A 14,405-nucleotide genomic window follows, 5' to 3' on the forward strand; every position below is an offset into this window, starting at 1 on the left:
GCGCTCGGGCTACCGGAAGTAGGGCATGGGGTCTCTGGGCTCACCATCCACGCGAACTTCGAAATGCAACTTCGTCCCTGCCGTGAACCCGGTGTGCCCGACATAGGCGACGAGTTGCCCCGCACGCACCGTCTCGCCTTGCCGGACGACGATGCCGGAGGCGTGGGCGTAAAGGGTGGAGAGTGCGCCGTCGGCCGACGCTCCGTGCCCGATGATCAAGTAGTTCCCGTAGCCGTTGCCAACAGCCTCTGCATGGACTTCCTCCACTTTTCCGTCACCGGCGGCATACACGGGGGCACCCTCCTGAGCGGCAAAGTCCACCCCGGAATGGATTACCGGCGAGGGCGTGCCGAGGTCGCGTTTCCCGAACTGCGACACCACTTCTCCGTCCACTGGACGAATCAACGAGCCGGATTGCGCATCAATCGGTTCAGCCACCGGAGGCGCCGGTTCACTGAGATGGGTGTCGCTCTCGAACGCGCCGGGCACGGCCCCCGCGTTGGCGGGTATGCAGATGGTCAGGGCGAGGACCGCACCAGCGGTAACCACCGCGCGGCCAACACCTTTGATCGTGGTGCCTTTCATCGGACCTACTCGCATATTCGTGGGGCCGGGCCGCCGAACGCGTCGTCGAAGCGGCTGGGGAACGTCGTGGTGCAGGGTCACTCCACGTCAACGCGGCCGATCCTATCAACCAGTCAGATGCCTGTCTCCGCAACAGATTTGGACGCATTACCCACCCGCCGGGCGGGGTGAAGAAATCCGGCCCCACAATACGACGGTGATCGAACACCGCGAAGCGCGCCCGCCGAGCAGGGTTTTCGGCGATCACGTGCAGGGCGTCGTTTCTCCTGGGGTCGGGTGGTCAGCGCCCGATCGGGCCCTCACCCGCGCCGGTCGTACGCAGCGCGGCGGCGATGGCGTCCCGGTCGGCTGGGGTCAATTCCAGTGCGGCGGCGTCGATCCAGCCGTCGACCTGCTCGGGTGAGCGGGCGCCGACGATCGCGCCGGTGACGCCGGGCCAGTTCAACGTCCAGGCGATGGCGACCGCGCCGACCGTGGTGTGGTGGGCGGCGGCGATCGGGCGCAGCGCCTCCACCAACGCCAGGTTGCGGTCGAGTTCGGTGGTGAACTCCGGGAAGCTCTTACGCCAGTCGTCCGCGGGCAGATTCGCGACGCGCTCGGCCGAGAACGCGCCGGTGAGCAGGCCGGAATGCTGCGGCTGGTAGATGATGCCGCCGGTGTGATGGGCGGCGGCCCAAGCCAATTCGTCGGCCGACTGCCGTTTGATCAGCGAGAACTGCGGCTGGATGGCGTCGACGTGGGCAATGGATTCGGCGATCTCGAGTTGCGGCACATCGTGATTGGACAAGCCGATCGCGCGGACCTTGCCCGCGGTGACCAGGTCGGCCATGGTCTGCCAGTACTCCTCGAGCGGGGTTGCCGCGGCCGGATCCACCCCGTCGGGATCGGAGAAGTCCAGGGAGGCACCGGTATCGGGCCAATGCACCTGGTACAGGTCGATGCGTTCGACGTTCAACCGGCGCAGCGAGTCTTCGACCTCGCGGCGGACGCTGTCGGCGGCCATGATGCGCTTGGGCGCGGCGGCGCGATCGTTGTCGTCCCAGACCAGGCCGACCTTGGTGAACACATACGGCCGGTCGGCGTCGGACAGACCGCTGATCGCCTTGCCGACCACCTCCTCGGAGTGCCCGAGCCCGTAGACGGCGGCGGTATCGATCCAGTTCACCCCGGACTCGACGGCGTGGCGGATGGTCGCGATGGAATCGGCGTCGTCCTGGGCGCCCCAGGTGTAGCGCCAGCCCGCGCCACCGACCGCCCAGGCGCCGAATCCGACTCGGCTGATGTGCATATCGGTGGTGCCCAGCTGACGGGTGGGAAGGGAAGTCATCGTCTGCTCCTGGTGAGTCTGTGCCGCCGGTTGCGGCGCTGACCACTACGTTCGTCGATGGCAAGCGGTGTATACAGTGCGGTGTTTGCCTGGGCGCCGGATGACCAGGCTGAGGAACCCGGCTCTCCCGGAACCGGTCGCATGACCTTGGACCGCCGCGCCGAACTCGACCTCCGCTGAGCCGGCCCGCCGAGTCGAATATGGCGCCGTCCGGCTCCCGACGCCACGGCTGGTCGGCGCGGTCGCCGTATCGGATGCAGCGCGATCGCGACGGCGATGACGGTTGCGACGAGTTCGATCAGCGTCCCGGTCCAGGCCACGCCTGCCGGGCCGATGCGATTGAGGGCGAAGGAACCCGCGAGGCTGCCGAGGCTGATGCCGAGATAGACGGCACTTGCGTTGAGCGACAGCACTATTCCGGTCGCCGAGGGAGCCAGATCGATGAGACGGTGCTGTTGGATGGGAGCGAACGACCAGCCGAAAATTCCCCACCCGGCCATGGCGGCGACCGCGGCCCCCACCTCGAAGCCGGACCCGCCGCCGGTACCGCACACTATCGCGAGCACGGCCAGCGCGACCGCGAGACCGGCGGTGCTGACCGGAAGCAGACGCGCGGCCGGGTACCGGTCGGCGGCGCGACCACCGAGCGTGTTGCCGACGACCGCGGCGACGCCGAAGATCAGCAGCCACCCGCTCAGCGCCGTTTCGTGCACTCCGGCCGCGGAGCCGAGTACCGGGCCGATGAAGGTCAGCACGGTGAATGCCCCCGCGATCCAGGTAACCGCCAAAAGTAGTGCCGCCCATACCCGTACGTGTGCGACCGCATTCAGACGTGCGGTGGCCCGTTCGGCCCGGCCGGTAGCGGCGGGAGCAGAACGGCCAGTCCGATGGCCGTGACGGTCGCGAGCGCCGCCACGGCGGTCAGCGTCGTCCGCCACCCCAGCCACCCGCCGATCAGGGTGCCGAGCGGGACCCCGACCGCCGTGGCGGCGCTCATCCCGGCGCCGACTGTGGCCAGTGCCCGTCCCCTGCGCTCGGGCATCACCAGCGCGGTGGCCGCCGCCGCGGCGGCCGGTGTGAAGACCGATGCCGTCAGCGCCGCCGCCACCCGGGCCGCGAGCATCGCCGCATAGTCACCGGCGATCGAGGTGGCAAGGTTCGCCGCGGCGAATCCGGCCAGGGCGGTGAGCAGTACCGCGCGGCGCGACGTTCGCACGGTCAACCTGCCCGCTACCGGCGCGCCCACCGCGTAGGCCAGCGCGAAGACGGTGACCAGCCGCCCGACGGCAGCGGTGCCGACACCGAGATCGGCGCTGATGGACGGCAACAGGCCGGCGATGACATAGCCGTCGGTGCCGATGGCGAACAGCCCCGCGGCCAGCAACAGCAGCACCGGCAGGTGCGAATCGGACTTCGGCACAGCATTTCTCGACATGCCCCGCAATCTAGGGAGTCATCACTGACATCTGGTGTCAGTGAATTCGCCTGTCTCTCGCACTACTCGGCGTCATCGGCCGCACCATCCCGGCGGCCTTGCAGCATCGCATGATCACCGAAGCCGATGCGGCGATAACCGCGCAGCGGCCTGCCGATCACGGCCCAGCGTGGTTTCGGTGCACAGGCGGGTGAGCTTATCCGGGTTGCGGACGTAATAGAGCCCGGTGACCAGGCCGTTATCGATCCGCACCGCCACAACACCGTCGTCGAGGGCCACGCCGACGGCAGGTTCACCGCCCGGGCGGACCTTGCCGCGAGCCTGCTCGCGATGCTCGACGACAACCGATACCTGCACGTCACGGTAAGCGTCATCATCACCACCACCGACAACCCCACCCTGCCGCAGTGGATTCGCCACGAAGCCCTGGCAAAACACTGAACCACCCGCAACGAACGGACCCCCCCCACCAACACCGCCGCCGATCACCAGCAGCTGGGTCGCCGAAATCACCGATACGACATACCTTTCCGCCTGCCCCGATGAAATGCAGCTGGAACAACGGCACCACCGCCGCGCCCACCGCAAAGCCCGCATCCGCGCGCCCAAGGACACCGAGCTACGCAACCTACCCTTCCGCAGCCTCGACGCCAACCCGTCCGGGACGGAACGACCTTGGGAAAGACGACCCCGGTCGGGGCAAGGGGCGAAGCGGCGTCGGGGAGGCGAGCCGGCCGGCGCAAAGGGACGGGAGCGACCTTGCGGAAAGGCGACCCGACCCAGGGAAGAGCGAAGCCCAAGGGGGCCTGGGGCGAAGCGGCCTTGGGGAAGGCGACCCCGGTCGGGGCAAGGGGCGAAGCCCCAGCGGGGGTCCGGGGGGCGAAGCCCCGCCGGGTGGGGTGTGGGGGCTTCGCCCCCACAAAACACCGCGAAACGAGAAACGGCCCATGCTCTCCATGAGCATGAGCCGCCATCGAGTGGAGCTGCCGGGAATCGAACCCGGGTCCTCCGCCGCGTCTTCAGGGCTTCTCCGTGTGCAGTTCGCTGTGTCTCTGCTCGGATCTCCGGGTCACGCGAACGAGCTCGGATGACGATCCCAGTCGCTGTTTGTTGTCCCGTACCACTCCGCGACCGAGTGGGACAGTGAGCCCTCTAGCTGATGCCGGCACCGGGACCGAGGGCATATCCCGGGCCGACAGAGACGCTGTCGCTTAGGCAGCGAGAGCGTACTCGCGCTGATGAGAATCGGCGCTTAATTGGTTGCAACGACGCTTACGGTGGTCTCTTGCCTGCACCGACACGCTTCCCCTGAATCAACGTACGCAGTCGAAACCGTTCAGCCCCGTACGTCCCGGCACCTTGCCGGGCTAGTCATGTTAACACCGTGCGAACGCCAGATCATCCCGATATCCCGGTGCCGCCGTTTCCGCGGCGGCGGGGCGGCGGTTCGGTTCTGTCGCACCGGAACTCAGCGCATACCTTTGATCCGGCGGCCGATTTCGCGGGTGACCTCGCGTTCGGCGGTGCGCCGGGCCAGGTCTTGCCGCTTGTCGTAGTCCTGTTTACCTCTGGCCAACGCGAGTTCGACCTTGACCTTGCCGTCGGAGAAGTACATCGACAGCGGGACCAGCGTGTTGTTGCCTTCTTTGGCCTTGCCGGTGAGTTTGTCGATCTCGCGGCGGTGCAGTAGTAGTTTGCGGGTGCGCCGCGGGGCGTGGTTGGTCCAGGTGCCGTGGCTGAATTCGGGAATGTGCAGCCCGCGCAGCCACACCTCGCCGTCGTCGACCGTCGCGAAGGCGTCGACCAGCGAGGCCTTGCCCTCGCGCAGGCTTTTGACCTCGGTACCGACCAGCGCGATCCCGGCCTCGTAGGTGTCCAGGATCGTGTAGTTGTGCCGCGCCCGGCGGTTGGTCGCGATGACCTTGCGCCCCTTCTCCTTCATAACGGTCAACTTTAAGTGACGCGGCAATGGATTTATTCCGAGGCCGGACCTGCGGTGGGCGCGGATCCGCGGCAACCTCCCATCGGCGTGTCACCTCGTCGACACGCCGATGATTTTCCAACTCCGCGTGCTTCCAGCAAATCAATCAACGTGATTGACGCACCCGCTCAAATGACACGGTGAAGCACATCAATCCGCTGATCACCATGGCAATCAACTGCGATCCGAACCATCGGATACCAGGAGTGAACCGCCTCGGTACCCGCATCATCGACGATAACCATCGCATAGCTGCCAGCGGTAACCCCTCGGCCGAACCCACCGTCCTTGCGCAGCAACCGAATTCACCCATCCGGTCATGTTGACCAACCCGGCGACCGCTTCAACGATTGATCCCGTGAGCGGCTCACGAACCGGATGGGCCGCTCAGCCCGAAAGGAAAGTCCATGAAGCGTCTCGCCGCACTCGTCCTGCTCCCGCTCGCCGCCGTCAGCGCGCTGGTGGTACTCGGCCCAACGACCGCGGGCACCGCATCGGCCTCCCCCGATCGGGTCCATTTCTGAGTTCCTGAAAGGAATCGACATGTCGCGCACGAAACGTCTCGTCGCCCTCGTACTGTTGCCGCTGTCCGCGGTTGCCGCGCTGGCGGTGGTCGGCCCGACGACGGCGGGCACGGCCGCCGCCGATCCCGGTCGTGTGCACTGCTGCTGACCGGGTGACATTGTGGTCAGCCCCCGGGCTGCACAATGAAATAGATCACCAGGACCGCGATAAACGCGGCCACTAGCAGCACGGTCGACAGGCGTGGCCAACCCGGATGCCGGGCCGGGCTGCGCCTGCCGAGCCAAACCGAATCGACCGTCGGATCGACCGTCGGATACCGCGAGCCTTTCGCCTGCGGCTCGGGTAGGTCGGGACCGTCGGCGGACGACGAGTTGTCGCCGCTCAGGTCGGCCCCGCTATCCCTGGGGCCCTCGTGGTGCATGTCGCAACGGTAGTGCGGTGAATGCCCGCAGCGGCGGAATTATGCGGCACCGCAACGGTATCGGAACTCAGGCGAGACGCCGCGTGAACGCCTCCGTCGCCGCGCCGGACGCCAGGTCCACCGTGTGCACCGCCAGGTCGACGCGGTCCGGTGCGAGGTCCAGCACCATGAACCCGAGCTGGTGGTAGTTCTCGAACAGCGCTGGGTTCGTCCCGTTGGCATTCAATTTCGGTTCGGCCGCAACGGTTTTGGCCGCCGCACCGGAGACGATCTGCCGCGTCCCCCGGCAGGCCGGTGTCGGTTCGAGCACCTGCAGCGAGTGATCGTGACCGGACAGCAGCAGATTGACCCGGCCGAGCACATGCTCCTCGAAGAAGCGCTGCGCGTGCACGCCGTTGATCGGCGCGATATCGAGACCCTCGTAATGTCCGGCGTTGCCGTGCGGCCCATTGTTGAGATACGGCTGATGCGTGCAGGCGATCTTCCAGGTGGCGGGCGATTCGGCCAGCGCCCGGTCGAGCCAGGCGCGCTGTTCGTTCATGAACTGCCCGTCGGGCGCCCAATAGTCCGAAAGTACCTGCGGTACATAGGCGGCGAGCGGATTCACGTCCAGCACGAAGAATTCGACGACCGGCTGACGCTGCGGGATCCGCACCGAGTAGTACCGGCTCGGCATCCACCAGCGCGGCGAGCGCGCGTGATAGGCCACCTCGTCGTTGCCGCGCTGCAGCCAGCCGCCGTCACCGGGCAGGATCGAACTGTTGTCGTGGTTGCCGAGCACCATCAGCCACGGGAAATCCAGTCCGGCATTGGGGTTTTCGAATTTTTCGGCGAACTGGGGGTCGTCCGGGCCGTTGGGCCCGCTCTCGTAGATATTGTCCCCGAGCCCGAGCGCCAGCGAAAACGGCTGCCGCGCATGGTGTTCCCGCATGGCGTTGGCGACCGCCCACTGATTGCGGTTGCCGGTGCCCGCATCGCCGGTCACCAGCACGCGCAGGGTGCGCTCGGCGGGGAAGGCGAATTTGGTGACGTCCGCCGCGACCGGGACCGCATGGGCGGGCGTCAACCCGACCAGCGATGTCCCGGCCGCGGCGGCGGCCGCACCCGCCAGAAAGCCGCGGCGGCCGAATCCGTTGTCAGCGTTCATGATCAGTGAGGTTACCGACCGGTCGCATCACTTGCCCGGCGCGGCCTTCTTGCTCCGGTCCAAGCCGAGCGCGTCGGTGATGGTGAAGAACATATCGGTCTGGTCGGTCAGGCCGACGACGTTCGCGGCGCGCGGACCGTAGGCGGCGACCCGCAGCTGGGTTCCGGTGTGCTCCTGCGAACCGCCCTCCTCGGCATTGCCGTAGGAGATGGCGATCTCGGCGCCGTCCTTGGTGACGACCTTGCTGGTGAGCGCGGGCGACTTGGTGTCGAGCGGCACGATCTGGCTGCTGTGCGCGTGGTCGGCGGTCACCACGACCAGCGTATTGCCGTCCTGCTTGGCGAATTCCAGCGCGGCCTGCACGGCGGCGTCGAGGTCGACGGTTTCACCGACCTGACCGCACGGGTTGGCATTGTGGTCCTCCTTGTCGATGGAGGCGCCCTCCACCTGGAGGAAGAAGCCGTCCTTGCGATCCTTCAGCAGGTCGATCGCCTTGCGGGTCATGGCCGCGAGCTCGGGCTGGGTGTCCTTGCGCTCCGGGTTCGCCTTACAGGTTTGCGCCGGATTGTTGATGCCGTTGTGCACGGCCTTCTCACCGGTCAGGCGAACCGGCATATTGCCCGGCGCGAACAGCCCGAGCAGCGGCTTGTCCTGGTCGGCCTTGGTGATCCCGTCGAGTCCCGTCTTGTCCGAGACGATTTGGTAGCCGCGCGCGGTGGCCTGCTCCTTCAGCGTCTTGTCCTTGTACTGGCCCGCGGTCGCCTTCTGGTCGAAGGATTTCGCGCCGCCGCCGAGGGTGATATCGGCGCGGGTGTCGAGCAGCTGCTCGGAGATGGAGCCGAGGCCGCCCTGCTCCTTGGCGTTGGTCGGGCATTTGGCGGCGGTTTCCTCCGGCCCGTAGCACTTGCGGTCGGTGACGTGCGCGGCGAGTACGGCCGGGGTGGCGTCCTGGATTTCCGCGGTGGTCACATTGCCGGTGGCCTTGCCGTTGGCCTTGGCGATCTCGATCAGGTTGGACTGCGGCTTACCTGCGATATCGACGCCGATGGCGCCGTTGTAGGTCTTGGTGCCGGTGGCCCATGCGGTGCCGCTGGCCGCGGAGTCGGTGACGTAATTGGGTTTGCCGGTCGCCTTGTCCAGCGCGTAGTGGGTGTACGAGCCGGTGAGCGGCAGCGCGTCGATGCCCTTGAAGAATCCGCCCGCACCCTCGGCGACATTGCGGGCCACGGTGATCTCGGAATCGCCCATACCATCGCCGATCAGCAGGATGACGTTCTTGGCCTGCGACGAATTGATGGCGGCGCGCAGCGCCTCGCTGCGGTCGCCGGTGAGCCTGCGGGCGCCGCCGGTCTCGCTGGCCTTGCCCGGGGCGGCCTGGCCGAACAGCTCGCCGGTGGCCTGTTTGGCGGTATCGGAGCCGCAGGCCGCGAGCACGCCGACCAGCAGCGCGGCGGCACCGGTCATGGCGCAGACCCTGGCGAGCCGGGGCCGGGAAAGTACGGACATCTCTATAACCTCATCTGTTCCGGATAGAAGTATCGATGACAGAGCGTGCCCGGAATGTCTGAATTGATAGCAACCGGTTGGTTACCGACGGATGAAGTGACTGGCCAGACTATTCGGCGGCCAGTACCTCCAGCACTCCTTCGCCGTATTTGGCGAGTTTGTTCTCGCCGACGCCGCTGATCGTGCCGAGTTCGGCGCGGTCGGCGGGTTTTCGGGCGGCGATCTCCCGGAGCGTGGCGTCGTGGAAGACGACGTAGGCGGGTACGCCCTGTTCCTTGGCCGTGGCCGCGCGCCACTGCCGCAGCCGCTCGAACAGACCGACATCCGCGGGCGCGAGATCAGCCGCGGCCTTCGGCGCCTTGGCCGTGCGGGCCGGTTTGGTGACGCGTTCCGGCTCGCGGCGCAGCGGCACCTGTCTGCCGTCGAAGAGCACCTCGTTACTGGCCTCGGTTAGGGTGAGCACCCCGTAGTCGCCGTGCACCGCGAGCAGTCCGGCGGCGAGCAGCTGCCGGACGACGCCGCGCCATTCGGTATCGCGCAGATCGGTGCCGATGCCGAACACCTTCAGCTCGTGATGGTCGTACTGCAGCACCTTCGGATTCTGTTTGCCGAGCAGGATGTCGATGACGTGACCCGCGCCGAAGCTCTGCCCCCGCTCACGCTTGAGCCGCAGCACGGTGGACATCAGCTTCTGCGCCGCGACGGTGCCGTCCCACGACTCAGGCGGATTCAGGCAGGTGTCGCAGTTGCCGCAGGGCTGTCCCGACTGGCCGAAGTAGGCGAGCAGCTGGGTGCGGCGGCAGCTGACGGTCTCGCACAGCGCGAGCATCGCGTCCAGGTGCAGCTGCAGTTGACGGCGGTGCGCCGCATCGCCCTCGGAGTTGTCGATCAGCTTTCGTTGCTGGACAACATCATTGAGCCCGTACACCATCCACGCCGTCGACGGCAGGCCGTCGCGGCCCGCGCGACCGGTCTCCTGGTAGTAGCCCTCAACGGATTTCGGCAGATCGAGGTGGGCGACGAAGCGCACGTCCGGCTTGTCGATACCCATGCCGAAGGCGATGGTGGCGACCACGACCAGCCCGTCCTCACGCAGGAAACGCGCCTGATTGGTGGCGCGGGTGCGATTGTCCAGGCCCGCGTGGTAGGGCACCGCGCTGACGCCGTTCTCGTTGAGGAAGGCCGCGGTCTTCTCCACCGAATTGCGCGACAGGCAGTAGACGATGCCCGCATCGCCGGCGTGCTCGGTGCGGATGAACTCCAGCAGCTGCCGGTCCGGCTTGTTCTTCGGTTCGATCCGGTACTGGATATTCGGCCGGTCGAAGCTGGCGACGAACTGGCGGGCATCGCCGAGATCGAGCCGGTGCACGATCTCGTCCCGGGTGCGCTCGGTCGCGGTGGCGGTGAGCGCGATCCGGGGCACCTGCGGCCAACGCTGGTGCAGCATCGACAGTTCCAGATAATCCGGCCGGAAATCGTGGCCCCACTGCGAAACACAGTGCGCCTCATCGATCGCGAACAGCGCGACCTTGCCCCGGTCCAGCAGCTGGGCCGTCGACTCCAGCCGCAGCCGCTCCGGCGCGAGATAGAGCAGATCCAGCTCCCCCGCCAGGAACTGCTGCTCGACCGTGCGCCGCTCGTCCGGGAACTGGGTGGAGTTGAGGAATCCGGCGCGCACGCCGAGCGCGCTGAGCGCGTCCACCTGATCCTGCATCAGCGCGATCAGCGGCGACACCACGACGCCGACGCCGGAACGCACCAGCGCGGGCACCTGGTAGCACAGCGACTTGCCGCCGCCGGTGGGCATCAGCACCAGCGCATCACCACCCGCGACAACGTGCTCGACGATCTCGGCCTGATCGCCGCGGAAGCTGTCGTAGCCGAAGACCCGCCGCAAAACCTCTTGTGCCGCACCGGATTCGGTGCGCGCATCGAGTTCTGCGGCGGCCGCGAACGTTTCGGGTGGAGTCACGCGGCCCATCCTACGAGCGCGCGCCGACTCCCGGGCCGGTACCGTGCGCCGAATCCCGGGTGATACGGCAAGTTCTCCACAGGTGGATAACCCGACCCAGCCTGCGCAACAAGGTCATTCACGCACGTAGTAGCGCAGGGTGGCATACGCCGTCAGCGCCGCGAAGACGATTCCGATCGGCGCGATGGTCAACGCGACATTGGCGATATCCGGCCCGGTGATCCGCGGGAAGACGTTCTCGTCGAACAGCTGCCCGAGCACCCGGTCGATCACCATCGGACGCGCGAGCAGCAGCGCGCCCACCGCGAGGATCGATCCGAGCACCGCGGACACCACCGCCTCCAACAGGAACGGCAGCTGGGTGTACCAGCGCGTCGCGCCGACCAGCCGCATGATCCCGACCTCGGTGCGCCGGGTGAACGCGGCGATCTGCACCATATTCGCGATCAACAGCAGCGCCGCGATCGCCATCACGATCGCCAGACCGAATGCGGCATTGCGCAATCCGTCGAATACGCTGATCATCCGGTCGACGATCTCCTTGTCGTTGGTGCCGAACTTGATGCCCTTGCGCTTGCCGAACTCGTCGAGCACCTTCGGGTAGTCCCTGGCGTCGGTCATCTTCACCCGCAGCGATGCGGGCAGCGGCGTCTGCTGGATGTACTCCACCATCGACGGCTGACCCTTGAACAGGTCCTGGGCCTCCTTCAAAGCCGCTGCGCGATTGAGGAATTGGACGCTCACCACGCCGTCGTGCTTCTTCAGATCGGCCATCAGCGACCGGCACGGTTCCTGCGAACAGTCCTGGTCGCTGTCGGAGACCTGATCGTCGAGGTAGAACCGCAGCTCGATGCGGCTGGCGAAGAATTCACCGGTTTTGTCGGCCATCCGCACCGAGAGCAGCCCGCCGCCGAGCATGGTCAGCGAGACCGCGGTGGTCAAGATCATCGCGATGGTGATGGTGACGTTGCGGCGCAGACCGCGCAGGACCTCGCTGAAGAGGAAGTTCAGTCGCATTACCGGTCCACCCCGTACACGCCGGTCGACTCGTCACGCATCAGCTTGCCGCGATCGAGCTCGACCACCCGCCTGCGCATGGCGTCCACGATATGGCTGTCGTGGGTGGCCATCAGCACCGTGGTGCCGGTGCGGTTGATCCGCTCGAGCAGCATCATGATGTCCCCGCTGGTGTCCGGATCCAGGTTGCCGGTCGGCTCGTCGGCCAGCAGCACCAGCGGCCGGTTGACGAACGCGCGGGCGATCGCCACCCGCTGCTGTTCACCACCGGACAGCTCGCTCGGTAGTCGGTCGGCTTTGCCGCCGAGCCCGACCATGTCGAGCACCTCGGGCACCGTGCGCTCGATGAACTGGCGCCGCTTGCCGATCACCTCCAGCGCGAACGCCACATTCTGCTGCACCGTCTTCTGCTGCAGCAGCCGGAAGTCCTGGAACACCACGCCCATGCGCTGACGCAGCTTCGGCACCTTGCGGCCGGGCAGCCGGTCGACCCGGAAGTCGGCGACTTGGATCTCGCCGGCCGTCGGGGCCTCCTCGCGCAGCAGCAGGCGCATGAACGTCGACTTGCCCGAACCGGACGGTCCGATGATGAAGACGAATTCGCCCTTGTCCACCTCGACCGAGACATTGTCCAGCGCGGGCCGCGTCGACGTCTTGTAGGACTTGGTGACGTTCCGCATGGTTATCACGGGGAGCCAGTGTAGCCAGGGACCTCGGGACGGCCGCGTTGCGAATACCGCCGGGCGCGGCTGTCACAGCACACTCACAGCGACTATGGGCTCGAATTCTCAACCGCCGGTTTGGTATTCACCACCAACTCGGGTCCGGAAAAGACCGCGTGATCCGGCTTGACGATCAAATACAGCACGAACGTGGCGATCCAGGTTGCCAACAGGATCGCCGTCGACTTACGAGTTCTCACTTATTCCCTCCCGGCGCAATGCTGCGGCCACCCGCACCCGCAGTTCGCGACCGACATCGAATTGTTTGCCTGGCAACGTGCGGGCAACCATTCGGATATTCATCGTGTCCACCGTCAGATCCTCGACGCCCATCACACTGGGCTTGTCGAGCAGCAACGGTTGTAGTCCAGGGTCGCTGTACGCCTCTGTACCGACCTCGTCCAGGATCTCGTTGATCCGTTTGATGTCGGCGCTCGCCGGAACCGGCACATCCACCGCGGCGCGCGCCCAATCCTTCGACAGATTCGTGACTTTCACGATCTGGCCGTTGGGGACGGTGATCACCTCACCGTTCGAATTGCGGACCGTGGTGATCCGCAAGGTCACGTCCTCGACCGTACCTTCCGCGGGCTCCGGTTGTCCGGTCACGGCGATGCGAACCACATCACCGAATCCGTACTGCCGCTCCGTGATCAGGAAGAAGCCCGCCAGAATGTCCTGGACGATGCGCTGTGCGCCGAAACCGAGCGCGGCGCCGAGCACCGCCGCGGGCGCGACAAGGCCACTGACCTGAAAACCCAAGCGCTCCAACACCGCCATGCCGACGAGCACGTAGACGATGACCAATACCACCCAGGTGATCACCTGGGCGAGCGCGTGCCGATGTTTGGCCGCCTCGGATCGAACCAGCGCATCGCTGCTGCGGAACTGGGTGTCGATCTTGCGGGTCAGCCGGTCGCGCAGGAAGGTCGCGAATCGGCTGAAGAGCATCGCGCCCAGGACGTAGAGCACGATCTCCAGGCCGTCGGATCGCAGCCAGTTCAGCGTGCCCGAGGGGGAGGCGAGCAAGACGGTCATCGCGCCGACCTTCGGACCTGCCGAAAATCGGCGTTCCCGCGCAACGCCCCCACATCTGGAACACACACGTCGAACAGGTTACAACGCGATCACGGCACAGGTGGATCAGCCGTGGAAGGCGGCGATCAGCATGTCGACCAGTCTGTCGAGGTAGTCGGGCGCTTCGAGGTCGCCGCCGTTGATCGAACGCCAGAACATCGGCGCCACAAGGAAATCCAGCGCCAGCTCGATATCGAGCCCGGCGGGCAGCTCGCCGCGCGCGATGGCTCGGCGCAGCATTTCGGCCACCTTCGCGCGCCGGGACTGGCCGATGCCGATCTGCAGCGCCTCGCGCAACGCCGGGTTGCGGATCGATTCGGCAAGTAGATCCGGCATGATCCGCGCCGCCAACGGGTGGGACACACCGCGCAGGGTGATCTCCAGGAACGCCAGCAGGTCACCGCGCAGTGTCCCGGTGTCGGGCGTATCGGCCGCAGCCACCGCGACCTGGGTGATCAGCGCGATGACCAGCTGTTCCTTGGTCGGCCAGCGCCGGTACAGCGTCGGTTTGCTCACCCCGGCCCGGCGCGCCACCGCCTCCATGGACAGCCTCCCGTAACCGACCTCGGCGAGTTCGGCGAAGGCGGCCTCGGTGATCGCCGCGGTGACCTGCGGCTGCATGACGGCGGCACCGGCGGGGACGCGTTTGCGGGTCTCTGACATGCACCGAAGCATAGCAACGACGAAACG

General features: G+C 66.6%; 15 protein-coding genes and 1 other RNA gene. 1 reads left to right on the forward strand and 15 read right to left on the reverse strand.

All coding sequences use genetic code 11. The annotated features are described in order from the left end of the window. Window positions 1-9: 9 nt before the first annotated feature. The 7 genes from LGY53_RS01255 to smpB all read right to left on the reverse strand — a co-directional run bounded on the left by LGY53_RS01255 (window position 10) and on the right by smpB (window position 5,289). Window positions 10-585: a murein hydrolase activator EnvC gene (locus LGY53_RS01255; protein ID WP_225724783.1), complete on the reverse strand. Its 576-nt coding sequence runs from the start codon at window positions 583-585 to the stop codon at window positions 10-12. A 280-nt stretch (window positions 586-865) separates the two neighbouring features. Beyond that, window positions 866-1,912, reverse strand: coding sequence for an aldo/keto reductase (locus LGY53_RS01260; RefSeq protein WP_225724784.1), 1,047 nt, complete (start codon window positions 1,910-1,912; stop codon window positions 866-868). Further along, window positions 1,909-2,700, reverse strand: a complete 792-nt coding sequence (locus tag LGY53_RS01265) for an MFS transporter (protein ID WP_225724785.1) — start codon at window positions 2,698-2,700, stop codon at window positions 1,909-1,911. The genes LGY53_RS01260 and LGY53_RS01265 overlap by 4 nt, the downstream gene beginning before the upstream one ends. A 38-nt stretch (window positions 2,701-2,738) precedes the next feature. Further along, the gene (locus tag LGY53_RS01270) at window positions 2,739-3,347 is read right to left on the reverse strand and encodes an MFS transporter (protein WP_225724786.1); all 609 of its coding nucleotides are present in this window, start codon (window positions 3,345-3,347) and stop codon (window positions 2,739-2,741) included. A 114-nt stretch (window positions 3,348-3,461) separates the two neighbouring features. Further along, entirely contained in the window at window positions 3,462-3,860 is a 399-nt protein-coding gene (locus LGY53_RS01275) for a hypothetical protein (RefSeq protein WP_225724787.1), read from the reverse strand. Between the two features lie 462 nt (window positions 3,861-4,322). Continuing rightward, window positions 4,323-4,691: a transfer-messenger RNA gene (gene ssrA, locus LGY53_RS01280) on the reverse strand. Between the two features lie 124 nt (window positions 4,692-4,815). Continuing rightward, complete coding sequence (gene smpB, locus LGY53_RS01285; RefSeq protein WP_167477358.1) at window positions 4,816-5,289, reverse strand: SsrA-binding protein SmpB; 474 nt, start codon at window positions 5,287-5,289, stop codon at window positions 4,816-4,818. 582 nt (window positions 5,290-5,871) lie between these two features. Here smpB and LGY53_RS43390 point away from each other — a divergent pair. After that, window positions 5,872-6,000 carry a hypothetical protein gene (locus LGY53_RS43390; RefSeq protein ID WP_255664423.1) on the forward strand — a complete coding sequence of 43 codons (129 nt, stop codon included), beginning with the start codon at window positions 5,872-5,874 and terminating at the stop codon, window positions 5,998-6,000. 16 nt (window positions 6,001-6,016) lie between these two features. Here LGY53_RS43390 and LGY53_RS01290 read toward each other — a convergent pair whose 3' ends face one another. The 8 genes from LGY53_RS01290 to LGY53_RS01325 form a co-directional block, all read right to left on the reverse strand. Further along, on the reverse strand, window positions 6,017-6,274 hold the full coding sequence (locus tag LGY53_RS01290; RefSeq protein ID WP_225724788.1) for a hypothetical protein: 258 nt from the start codon (window positions 6,272-6,274) through the stop codon (window positions 6,017-6,019). A 67-nt stretch (window positions 6,275-6,341) separates the two neighbouring features. Continuing rightward, window positions 6,342-7,421, reverse strand: coding sequence for a metallophosphoesterase (locus LGY53_RS01295; RefSeq protein WP_225724789.1), 1,080 nt, complete (start codon window positions 7,419-7,421; stop codon window positions 6,342-6,344). Between the two features lie 27 nt (window positions 7,422-7,448). Beyond that, complete coding sequence (phoA, locus tag LGY53_RS01300; protein WP_225724790.1) at window positions 7,449-8,927, reverse strand: alkaline phosphatase; 1,479 nt, start codon at window positions 8,925-8,927, stop codon at window positions 7,449-7,451. Between the two features lie 109 nt (window positions 8,928-9,036). Beyond that, window positions 9,037-10,899 carry a DNA helicase RecQ gene (gene recQ, locus LGY53_RS01305; RefSeq protein WP_225724791.1) on the reverse strand — a complete coding sequence of 621 codons (1,863 nt, stop codon included), beginning with the start codon at window positions 10,897-10,899 and terminating at the stop codon, window positions 9,037-9,039. A gap of 114 nt (window positions 10,900-11,013) precedes the next feature. Next, window positions 11,014-11,916 carry a permease-like cell division protein FtsX gene (gene ftsX / locus LGY53_RS01310; protein ID WP_225724792.1) on the reverse strand — a complete coding sequence of 301 codons (903 nt, stop codon included), beginning with the start codon at window positions 11,914-11,916 and terminating at the stop codon, window positions 11,014-11,016. Next, complete coding sequence (ftsE, locus tag LGY53_RS01315) at window positions 11,916-12,605, reverse strand: cell division ATP-binding protein FtsE (protein WP_167477365.1); 690 nt, start codon at window positions 12,603-12,605, stop codon at window positions 11,916-11,918. Before ftsE ends, ftsX begins: the two co-directional genes overlap by 1 nt. A gap of 219 nt (window positions 12,606-12,824) precedes the next feature. Then, the gene (locus tag LGY53_RS01320; RefSeq protein ID WP_225724793.1) at window positions 12,825-13,676 is read right to left on the reverse strand and encodes a mechanosensitive ion channel family protein; all 852 of its coding nucleotides are present in this window, start codon (window positions 13,674-13,676) and stop codon (window positions 12,825-12,827) included. 105 nt (window positions 13,677-13,781) lie between these two features. Beyond that, window positions 13,782-14,378, reverse strand: coding sequence for a TetR/AcrR family transcriptional regulator (locus LGY53_RS01325; RefSeq protein WP_225724794.1), 597 nt, complete (start codon window positions 14,376-14,378; stop codon window positions 13,782-13,784). Window positions 14,379-14,405: the final 27 nt, after the last annotated feature.

The sequence above is a fragment of the Nocardia sp. JCM 34519.1 genome, from assembly GCF_020361265.1.
In the GTDB taxonomy this organism is placed as follows: Bacteria; Actinomycetota; Actinomycetes; order Mycobacteriales; family Mycobacteriaceae; genus Nocardia; species Nocardia arthritidis_A.